Below are 8402 nucleotides of genomic sequence, written 5' to 3'. Positions count from 1 at the left end.
ACAGTTCGAGGCGATCCTGCGCCAGCTGGACATCCGCCAGCCCCGCAACGGCCTGGCCCGCACCGACGGGGAAGCCCGGGCGGTGGCGGCGGCCGTGGGGTACCCCGTGGTGGTGCGTCCCAGCTACGTGCTCGGGGGCCGGGCCATGGAGGTGGTCTTCGACGAGGAGGAACTCAACCGCTACATGGTGGAGGCGGTGCAGGTGGAACCCGACCACCCGGTGCTGATCGACCAGTACCTGGAGAACGCCATCGAGGTGGATGTCGATGCCCTCTGCGACCGGGAGGGGACGGTGGTGATCGGCGGGCTGATGGAGCACATCGAGCCGGCCGGGATCCACTCCGGCGACTCCGCCTGCGCCCTGCCCTCGGTGTCCCTGGGGCCCGAGGCCCTGGCCACGATCCGCCGCTGGAGCAGGGATCTGGCCCTGGCCCTGGAGGTGCGCGGCCTGATCAACCTGCAGTTCGCCGTGCAGAACGACGGCGCCGGCAACGAAACCGTGTTCATCATCGAAGCCAACCCACGGGCCTCGCGCACCGTCCCCTTCGTGGCCAAGGCCACCGGCGTGCCCCTGGCCAAGATCGCCAGCCAGCTGATGGCCGGCCGCACCCTGAAGGAGCTGGGCCTGCTGGCCGAGCCCCAGCCGCCCCGCCAGACCGTGAAGGAAGCGGTGCTGCCCTTCAAGCGCTTCCCCGGCGCCGACACCCTGCTGGGACCGGAGATGCGCTCCACCGGCGAGGTGATGGGAATCGCCGCCAGCTTCGGCCTGGCCTACGCCAAGGCCGAACTCGCCGCCGGTGAACCCCTGCCCACCGCCGGCACCGTGTTCCTCTCCACCCACGACCGCGACAAGCCCGCCCTGGTGCCGGTGGCCCGGAATCTGCTGGCGGCGGGCTTCGCCCTCACCGCCACCGCCGGCACCGCGGCCATGCTGGCCCAGGCGGGCCTGGCGGTGGAGCCGGTGCTCAAGGTGCATGAAGGCCGCCCCAACATCGAGGACGCGATCCGCTCCGGCCTGGTGCAGCTGATCGTGAACACGCCGGTGGGGCGCCAGGCCGCCCACGACGACCGCTACCTGCGCCTGGCGGCCCTCGACTACGCCGTGCCGACGGTCACGACGATGGCGGCGGCGAGGGCGGCGGTGGAGGCCATCGCCGCCCTGCAGCAGCAGCAGCAGGTGGAGGTGGCCGCCCTGCAGGACATCCACCCACCCTGGGTAGGGTGAGCGCCCGATCGTCCTTCCCCCCTGTGACCAGCACCCTGGCCGCCCAGCCCGTCGCCCCCGGCACCGACCTGCGCGAGGCCTTCCGCGCCGCCTACGAGAACCGTTACACCTGGGAGCCGGGCTTCGGCGGCTACGGCGGCCGTTGTGTCTGGGAGCAGGATGGCCGACGCCTCGAAGGCACCTTTCAGGTGGGCGCCGACCTCAAGGCGACGGTGGAGGGACTCGCCGATGAAGAGGTCCACAAGGCCGTCGCCTCCCAGCTCTGGGAAGTGGCGATCCACCGGGTGCGCCGTCCCTTCGAGCAGACCCACGGCGCCAACACCTTCACCGCCGGCGACACCGATGCGGTGGGCACCGAGGTGATCATGGGCGGCAAGGCCGAGGGCGACCGCTACCGCATCAAGGACAACGTGGTGACGATGGTGCACCGCCACATCCACGGCACCGTGGTGACGATCTTCACCGAGAGCACCACCGACACGGGCAGCGGCTACCTGAGCCACGGCTACACCAGCCGCTACAGCGACCCCGCCACCGGTGAGGCCCGCGGCGGCACCAGCCGCTTCACGGACACCTTCGTGCCCCTGGCGGCCGTGGGCCCCTGGGTGCTGAGTGAGCGGGTGGTGGAAACCGAGGCCCACGGCGACACCCCGGCCGGCCGCCAGGTGTTCCGGTTCGAGGATCTCGCGCCCCTGGCCTAGGCCCGGGGCTCAGGGCAGCGGCTCGATGGCTTTCAGCTTGTCGTTGAGCTGGCTGGCCATCGCCTGCCGGCCCACGGCCAGCACCTTGAGGGTGTCTTCGTGCATGCGCAGCTGCGCATCGGCCACCTGCATCCCCCGCACCAGCTCCTTGATCTCGTCGGGCAGTCCGTTGAGGTCGTAGCGGAGGCCCTCGAAGGTCAGCACGGGCGGTTGCTGGCTGGGAGTTTCCAAGGGGATGGGCGCAGTGCGGGGCCAGCCTAGGGGGCCGGGTCGATCCGGGTCCCCCCGGGCGGGCTCAGGCCTCCAGGCGGATGAACTGGCGTTCGCACAGCTCCCGGTAGCGGCCACCGCTGGCCATGAGTTCGTCATGGCTGCCCTGCTGGACGATGCTGCCGCCGTCGAGCACCACGATCAGATCGGCCTCCTGCACGGTGGCGAGCCGGTGGGCGATCACCAGCACGGTGCGCCCGGCCATGGCCTGCTGCAGGCCCTGTTGCACCGCCTCCTCGGCCTCCGCATCCAGGGCGCTGGTGGCCTCATCCAGCAGCATCACCGCCGGGTTGCCCAGCACGGCCCGGGCGATGGCCAGCCGCTGCAGCTGGCCGCCGGAGAAGTTGCTGCCCCGCTCCTCGAGGCGGCTGTCGTAACCGCCGGGGAGGCTCTCGATGAAGTCGGCCGCATTGGCCAGCCGGGCGGCCTGGCGGATCTGTTCGCTGCTGGCGGGGCGCCCGAAGGCGATCGCCTCGGCCACGGTGCCGGAAAAGACGCTGCTCTGCTGGGGCACCAGGGCCACCGCGCGGCGCAGGTCCCGGGCCCGCAAGTCGGCCAGGTTCTGGCCATCGAGCAGCACCCGGCCGCTCTGGGCGGTGTTGAAGCGCAGCAGCAGCGAGAACAGGGTGCTCTTGCCGGCACCGGAGGGGCCTACCAGGGCCACCACCTGGCCCGGAAGGATGTGGAGATCGAGCTGGCGCAGCACCGGGCTGCCGCCCCCGTAGCCGAAGCTCACCCCGTCCAGCACCAGCTCTCCGGAGACCGTTCCCAGGGGCCTGGCGTCGCCGTGGTCGGGTGGTTCCACCGGTTCGTTCTCGATCGCCCGCAGCCGCTTCAGCGAGGCCTGGCCCTGCTGGAACTCGTTGAAGTTGGTGGTGAGGTGGGAGATCGGATCGATCAGCATCAGCAGGGCGGCCACGTAGCTGCTGAACCCCTGGCTGTCGAGGCCGCCGGCCTTGATCCGCGCCGCCCCGATCAGCAGCACCGAAAGGATGCCCGCCGCTTCGATGAAACCCACCACCGGGTGCTGCAGGGCCAGCAGTTCCAGGGTGCGGTAGCGGGCGCGGCGGTGCAGATCGATCTCGGTGTCGAACCGCTGCTGCAGCCAGGGTTCGGCGGCGAAGGCCCGCACCAGGGGCAGGCCGCCGATCGCTTCACCCAGCAGGGCCGCCAGATCGCTGACCTGCTTCTGGCTGCGCTCGGCGGCGTTCATCACCCGGGCCCCGAAGGCACTCACCATCAGGGCCACCAGTGGGGCCAGCAGCAGGGTGGCCAGGGCCAGGGGCCAGTCGAGCCAGATCATGTAGCCCAGCACCACCACCAGCTGCAGGGCGCTGGGGGTGGTGTCCTGGATCGTCTTGTAGATCACTTCCCCTACCCGGTCGGCGTCTTCCGTGAGCCGGTAGGTGAGATCGCCGGCGGAGAGTTTCTCGAGGGCGCCGAAGTCGAGCCGCTGCAGGCGGGCGAACAGCTGCCGCCGCAGCTCCTGGCTGACCCGCAGGGCCGGGCCCGCCAGCAGGGTGTCCTGCCCGAACTGGGCGATCTTCTGCACCAGGAACACCGCCAGGGCGGCGGTCACGCTGCGCAGCACCTTGCTGAAATCGCCGGCGCCGATGGCCGGGATCAGCTGGCCCGCCAGCCAGGCCAGCAGGGGCCAGCAACCCACGAACACGAGCATGCACAACCCCCCGAGCAGGAGGGCTCGCCGATGGGGCTTCAGCAGCGGCCAGAGCCTGCGGAAGCCGGCCGGCGAGGGTGCAAGCATCGACGAACCCTATCAGCGCTCTCCGGGCGTTCCCTGACGGTGAAGCTGGATCAGTTCCTCAAATGGCAGGGCCTCGTCGGCACCGGCGGCGAGGCCAAGCAGCGCATCCAGCGCGGCGATGTGACCGTGAACGGCACGATCGAGACCCGGCGCGGCCGCCAGCTGGCCCCGGGCGACGCGGTGGCCATCGACGGCCGCGAGGTGCTGATGCTCTCCCCTCGCCTGGGCCGTGGGGGCGATGGCGGCATCACGCCTTAACCTGCCTCGAATGTCGCTGCCGGGAGACCACGTGCGCAAGGCCGTCATCGCAGGCAACTGGAAGATGCACATGACCTGCGCCCAGGCGCGGGTGTTTGCGGCCACCTTCCGGCCCCTGATCGCCGATCTGCCCGAGGACAGAGAGGTGGTGCTGGCCCCTCCGTTCACGGCCATCCCCACCCTGTGCCGGCACCTGGCCGGCGCCGGTGTCGCCATCGCCGGCCAGAACGTCCACTGGGAGGAGAGCGGCGCCTACACCGGCATGATCTCCGCCCCGATGCTCCTGGAGCACGGGGTCACCCACGCGATCGTGGGCCACAGCGAGCCGCGCAAGTACTTCAGCGAAACCGACGAGCAGATCAACCTGCGGGCCCGCACGGCCCAGAAGACAGGGCTGATTCCGATCCTGTGCGTGGGCGAGAGCGACGACCAGCGCGAGGCCCGCGAGACCGAGCGGGTGATCCACCGCCAGGTGGAGCAGGGGCTGGAGGGTGTCGACCCCCTGCGCCTGATCGTGGCCTACGAGCCCATCTGGGCGATCGGCACCGGCAAGACCTGCGCCGCCGAGGAGGCCAACCGCATCTGCGGCCTGATCCGCGGCTGGGTGGGCCACCCCGAGGTGGTGGTGCAGTACGGCGGTTCGGTCAACCCCGCCACCATCGACATGCTGATGGCCCAGAGCGACATCGACGGCGTGCTGGTGGGTGGCGCCTCCCTCGATCCGGTCAGCTTCGCCCGCATCGCCAACTACCAGGTGCCGGTGCCCGTCTGAGCTGCCTGCCCCCGCTCTGAACGCCGTGGGCGACGCCGCGCCTGTCGCCATCCCGCCCGGTTTCCGCTGGGGGGATCGCACCCTGGTGATGGGGGTCCTCAACCTCACCCCCGATTCCTTCAGTGACGGCGGCCGCTTTGAGGCCCCCGAAGCGGCGGTGCGGCGGGCCAGGCTGCTGCATCGCCAGGGGGCCGACCTGCTCGACCTGGGGGGGCAGAGCACCAGGCCCGGGGCGCCCGAGGTCGGTGCGGAGGTGGAGATCGCCCGGGTGCTGCCCGGCCTGGGGCGGATCCTGGCGGCCCTGCCACCCCCGGCGGCCGGCGGCCCCCTGCTCTCGATCGACACCTTCCTCGCCCCGGTGGCCGAAGCGGCCCTGGCGGCCGGCGCCCATTGGATCAACGACGTCAGTGCCGGTCGCCGTGACCCCGCCCTGCTTTCGGTGGTGGCGGCCGCCGACTGCCCCTGCGTGCTGATGCACAGCCGCGGTGACAGCCGCACGATGGACGCCCTGGCCCGCTATGGCGACGTGGTTGCCGAGGTGCGTGATGAGCTGTTGCGCGCCACCGACCGGGCCCTGGCGGCGGGGGTGCGTCCGGAGCGAATCCTCTGGGATCCGGGGCTGGGTTTCGCCAAGACCACCGCCCACAACCTCACCCTGCTGCAGGGGCTGGCCCTGCTGCGGGCGGAGGGTTTTCCCCTGCTGGTGGGGCCCTCCCGCAAGCGGTTCATCGGCGAGGTGCTGGGTGAGCCCCGCCCCCGGGCCCGCCTCTGGGGCACCGCCGCCGTCTGCGGCCAGGCCATCGCCGCCGGTGCCGATGTGCTGCGGGTGCACGATGTCGGGCCGATCGTGCAGACGGCCCGCATGGTTGATGCCCTCTGCCGCCCCTGATCCCGTCCGGCCGATCAGTCCGGCAGACCCTCCTGTCGTCCCGTCAGCAGGGTCTGCACCATCAGCCGCAGGGTCGTCCGGTTGCCGCCGGCGGCCCGCCAGCTTTCCAGCCACTGCAGCAGCGGCGAGGTCGTCTCCGCGCCATCGCTCTGGCCGATGCCCAGCCGTTCCAGGAAGGCGCTGGCATCATCGAGGCAGGAGCCCCCTTCGCCGAAGCCATCCAGCAACGGATCGAGGGCGGCCAGCAGGGTCTCCAGCTCGGCGGTGCTCAGCTCCGGCAGAGGCTCGATCATCGAAGCAGGCTGGGGCGGCGTTGCCACTCATCGCCCCCAGCATGACGCCTGGACGGCGTTTTCCCGCCGGCCCAGGGCGGCCGCTCGTTGCCAACGCCCCTAGGCTGGGTCCAGCACAGTGCCGCAGCTGCTTCCACCGTGCTGAAACTCTGCCTGCAGGTGCTCGTCTGCGTCACCATCGCCCTGCGTTGCATGGTGATTTTCGGCCATCTGCGCAAGCTCTGGCTGGCGGACGGACTGGCCGGCGACTTCCGGCGTGAACTGCGCCGGCGCGGCCTGCTGATGACCCCTCCGCCCCTTCCCACCGACGCGCGCGCCCTGCCCCACCGCGCCGACCCCTGACGCCGCTGCGCGACGCCGATCCGTGAGGCCGATCAGCGCCGCCTGGAAGGCGCGCCCGCCAGGTGATGCACGGCGTGGATCACGACGCCCCACAGGTCCGCGCCACCGCCATCGCTGCTGCCACTGGCATCGGCACCGCTCCCCTCGTCGCTGACGAGCACCAGGGGCGGGCTGGTGCCGTCGCTGGCCACCAGCCACAGGCCGGTGCCGCGGCGGGCCAGGCGCCGCAGCAGGAAGGCGCCGCCATGCACCGCCACCACCACCATGCCCGGACGGGGATCGACGCTGCGGTCGATCACCAGCAGGTCGCCGTCGACGATGCCGTCCCCCCGCATGGCATCGCCGCTGACGCGCATGAAGAAGGTGGACAGCGGACAGGGGACCAGTTCCACGTTGAGATCGATGCGGGCCTCCACGTAGTCGTCGGCGGGGCTGGGGAAGCCGGCGCTGACGGCCTCCGTGGCCAGAAGACAGAGGAGCGCTGCGGCCCCCTGCCGCGGGGGCAGCGGCACCTGGGGAGGGAGGGAAGGCATCGGCCCACGGCAGTACGAATGTTCTACTCCGGGCCGCCCCTGCCGCGGGATCATCGGCGGCGACCCCCTGCCGTCAGGCCATGGCTTCGAGTCCGGAGGCGTTGATCGCCCGTTTCGCCCTCCAGCCCCACCCGGAGGGGGGCTGGTACCGGGAGCTGCACCGCTCCGCCGGCCAGGTGCAGCGCCGTGGGGACGGGCGGCAACGCGCCGGACTCACGGTGATCGCCTTCCTGCTGACGGAGGGGCAGTGCAGCCGCTGGCATCGAGTTGAGGGGGCCGATGAGGTGTGGCACCACGCCGGGGGCGACCCCCTCGACCTCTGGCGGCTGCCGCCAGAGGGAGGCACGGCCGAACGGCTGGTGCTCGGTCCCCTCACCGTTGACGCCGCCATCGGTGAGGCCACCGATGCTCCGGAGCCGGGCCCCCTGCAGGTCGTGCCGGCGGGCTGGTGGCAGGCGGCTCGCAGCCGGGGGCGATGGAGCCTGCTGCACTGCTGCGTGGGGCCGGGTTTTGCCTTCGAGGATTTCGTTCTGATGGCCGATCTCCTGCCGTCGGAGCGGCCGGCCGGCGCCGATCCGGCACTGCTCTAGTCCGTTCCGCCACCATGGAGTCGTGATGGATCGGAAGAGGGATGGCCTGTCCGAAGTGCGGCAGCTGGGCCGTGCGCGCCGACCGCAGCCTGGCGGGTCGCATGGTCTGTGCACGCTGTGGGGAGCCGCTGGGGATCGGCAGGGCCCGTCGGATCGCCAGCGGCACGCGCCGCCGGGGGCAGGGGCGCGGCAACGCCCTGGCTCTGCCCCGTCGCTGGGGCCTGTGGCTGATGCTGGGGTCCCTGCTCACGGTGTCGGCGTTGCTGGCCAGCGTTCCGGAGCGCCCGAGCCGGCCGCCGGAGCGCCGCGGCGCCGACCTCACCCAGGGCCCGCTGCCGCTGCGGCCCGGCGATCCCGGCCGCTTCGAGCCTGTCGCCATCCGCTGACAGAGGCGATCCCGCCCTGATCCCATCGGCGATCATGGGATGTAACGATTATTGAAATACCATGGCCAGGGCCAACCCGTTCGCCAACCTGGCCGACCTCAGCATGCGCCAGTTGCGCGAGCTGGCCAGGACCCTGGGCATCCAGCGCTACAGCGCCCAGGACAGGGGTGGTCTGGCCGAGGCCATCGCCGATCGCTCGGGCGAAGCCGGTGCTGTGCTTCCGGAAACACAGGCCCCGGCGGGACGAACGGTTGCGGCCCTGGAGGCGGAGATGGCCCCGGCCCCCCGGCCCGCCGCCGAGACCCGCGTCGTCTTTCTGCCCCGCGATCCCCAGTGGGCCTACGTCTTCTGGGACATCTCCGAGGACGACCGCAGTGA

Annotated in this window: 12 protein-coding genes and 1 pseudogene; 9 read left to right on the top strand and 4 right to left on the bottom strand. The window is 71.6% G+C overall.

The genetic code is table 11. The annotated features are described in order from the left end of the window. Together KBZ04_RS11420 and KBZ04_RS11415 are read left to right on the top strand one after the other, a co-directional pair. A pseudogene (locus KBZ04_RS11420) lies at window positions 1-1225 on the top strand (ATP-grasp domain-containing protein); the annotation flags it as partial. 23 nt (window positions 1226-1248) lie between these two features. After that, the gene (locus KBZ04_RS11415; protein ID WP_254992045.1) at window positions 1249-1926 is read left to right on the top strand and encodes a DUF3386 domain-containing protein; all 678 of its coding nucleotides are present in this window, start codon (window positions 1249-1251) and stop codon (window positions 1924-1926) included. Window positions 1927-1935: 9 nt separating this feature from the next. Here the strand turns inward: KBZ04_RS11415 and KBZ04_RS11410 are convergent, their stop codons facing one another. Together KBZ04_RS11410 and KBZ04_RS11405 are read right to left on the bottom strand one after the other, a co-directional pair. Continuing rightward, complete coding sequence (locus KBZ04_RS11410) at window positions 1936-2157, bottom strand: DUF6447 family protein (protein WP_254992044.1); 222 nt, start codon at window positions 2155-2157, stop codon at window positions 1936-1938. Between the two features lie 64 nt (window positions 2158-2221). Beyond that, window positions 2222-3961 (bottom strand): ABC transporter ATP-binding protein, encoded by a 1740-nt coding sequence (locus KBZ04_RS11405; protein WP_254992043.1) that lies wholly within the window; start codon window positions 3959-3961, stop codon window positions 2222-2224. Between the two features lie 39 nt (window positions 3962-4000). Here KBZ04_RS11405 and KBZ04_RS11400 point away from each other — a divergent pair, with 39 nt between their 5' ends. Genes KBZ04_RS11400 through folP form a run of 3 tightly spaced genes read left to right on the top strand, consistent with a single transcriptional unit; the run spans window position 4001 to window position 5880 of the window. Continuing rightward, the gene (locus tag KBZ04_RS11400; RefSeq protein WP_254992042.1) at window positions 4001-4219 is read left to right on the top strand and encodes an RNA-binding S4 domain-containing protein; all 219 of its coding nucleotides are present in this window, start codon (window positions 4001-4003) and stop codon (window positions 4217-4219) included. 10 nt (window positions 4220-4229) lie between these two features. Beyond that, entirely contained in the window at window positions 4230-4991 is a 762-nt protein-coding gene (gene tpiA / locus KBZ04_RS11395; RefSeq protein ID WP_254992041.1) for a triose-phosphate isomerase, read from the top strand. A gap of 25 nt (window positions 4992-5016) precedes the next feature. Further along, window positions 5017-5880: a dihydropteroate synthase gene (gene folP / locus KBZ04_RS11390; protein ID WP_254992040.1), complete on the top strand. Its 864-nt coding sequence runs from the start codon at window positions 5017-5019 to the stop codon at window positions 5878-5880. Between the two features lie 14 nt (window positions 5881-5894). On the opposite strand, the gene KBZ04_RS11385 is transcribed toward folP, so the two are convergent. Next, window positions 5895-6173 (bottom strand): hypothetical protein, encoded by a 279-nt coding sequence (locus KBZ04_RS11385; RefSeq protein WP_254964961.1) that lies wholly within the window; start codon window positions 6171-6173, stop codon window positions 5895-5897. A 138-nt stretch (window positions 6174-6311) separates the two neighbouring features. Here KBZ04_RS11385 and KBZ04_RS11380 point away from each other — a divergent pair, with 138 nt between their 5' ends. Further along, window positions 6312-6515 (top strand): hypothetical protein, encoded by a 204-nt coding sequence (locus KBZ04_RS11380; RefSeq protein ID WP_254992039.1) that lies wholly within the window; start codon window positions 6312-6314, stop codon window positions 6513-6515. Window positions 6516-6547: 32 nt separating this feature from the next. Here the strand turns inward: KBZ04_RS11380 and KBZ04_RS11375 are convergent, their stop codons facing one another. Further along, on the bottom strand, window positions 6548-7048 hold the full coding sequence (locus tag KBZ04_RS11375) for a LexA family protein (protein WP_254992038.1): 501 nt from the start codon (window positions 7046-7048) through the stop codon (window positions 6548-6550). A gap of 80 nt (window positions 7049-7128) precedes the next feature. On the opposite strand from KBZ04_RS11375, the gene KBZ04_RS11370 reads away from it, so the two are divergent. From KBZ04_RS11370 to KBZ04_RS11360, 3 genes are all read left to right on the top strand, one after another. After that, window positions 7129-7638, top strand: a complete 510-nt coding sequence (locus KBZ04_RS11370; protein ID WP_254992037.1) for a cupin domain-containing protein — start codon at window positions 7129-7131, stop codon at window positions 7636-7638. A 41-nt stretch (window positions 7639-7679) separates the two neighbouring features. Continuing rightward, complete coding sequence (locus KBZ04_RS11365; protein WP_254992036.1) at window positions 7680-8024, top strand: hypothetical protein; 345 nt, start codon at window positions 7680-7682, stop codon at window positions 8022-8024. 61 nt (window positions 8025-8085) lie between these two features. Then, on the top strand, window positions 8086-8402 hold a 317-nt coding region (locus tag KBZ04_RS11360), incomplete at its 3' end, for a DUF4912 domain-containing protein (protein ID WP_254992035.1).

This window comes from Cyanobium sp. N5-Cardenillas, from assembly GCF_024345515.1.
Classification (GTDB): Bacteria; Cyanobacteriota; Cyanobacteriia; order PCC-6307; family Cyanobiaceae; genus Cyanobium.
The sequence above is the reverse complement of the archived record's forward strand: the minus strand, read 5'-3'. Positions and strand labels throughout refer to the sequence as shown.

Excerpts from the sequence above, each read along its gene's own strand:
- KBZ04_RS11405 (WP_254992043.1), bottom strand. The coding sequence starts at position 3,961 with ATGCTTGCACCCTCGCCGGCCGGCTTCCGCAGGCTCTGGCCGCTGCTG.
- tpiA (WP_254992041.1), top strand. The coding sequence starts at position 4,230 with ATGTCGCTGCCGGGAGACCACGTGCGCAAGGCCGTCATCGCAGGCAAC.
- KBZ04_RS11385 (WP_254964961.1), bottom strand. The coding sequence starts at position 6,173 with ATGATCGAGCCTCTGCCGGAGCTGAGCACCGCCGAGCTGGAGACCCTG.
- KBZ04_RS11375 (WP_254992038.1), bottom strand. The coding sequence starts at position 7,048 with ATGCCTTCCCTCCCTCCCCAGGTGCCGCTGCCCCCGCGGCAGGGGGCC.
- KBZ04_RS11370 (WP_254992037.1), top strand. The coding sequence starts at position 7,129 with ATGGCTTCGAGTCCGGAGGCGTTGATCGCCCGTTTCGCCCTCCAGCCC.
- KBZ04_RS11365 (WP_254992036.1), top strand. The coding sequence starts at position 7,680 with ATGGCCTGTCCGAAGTGCGGCAGCTGGGCCGTGCGCGCCGACCGCAGC.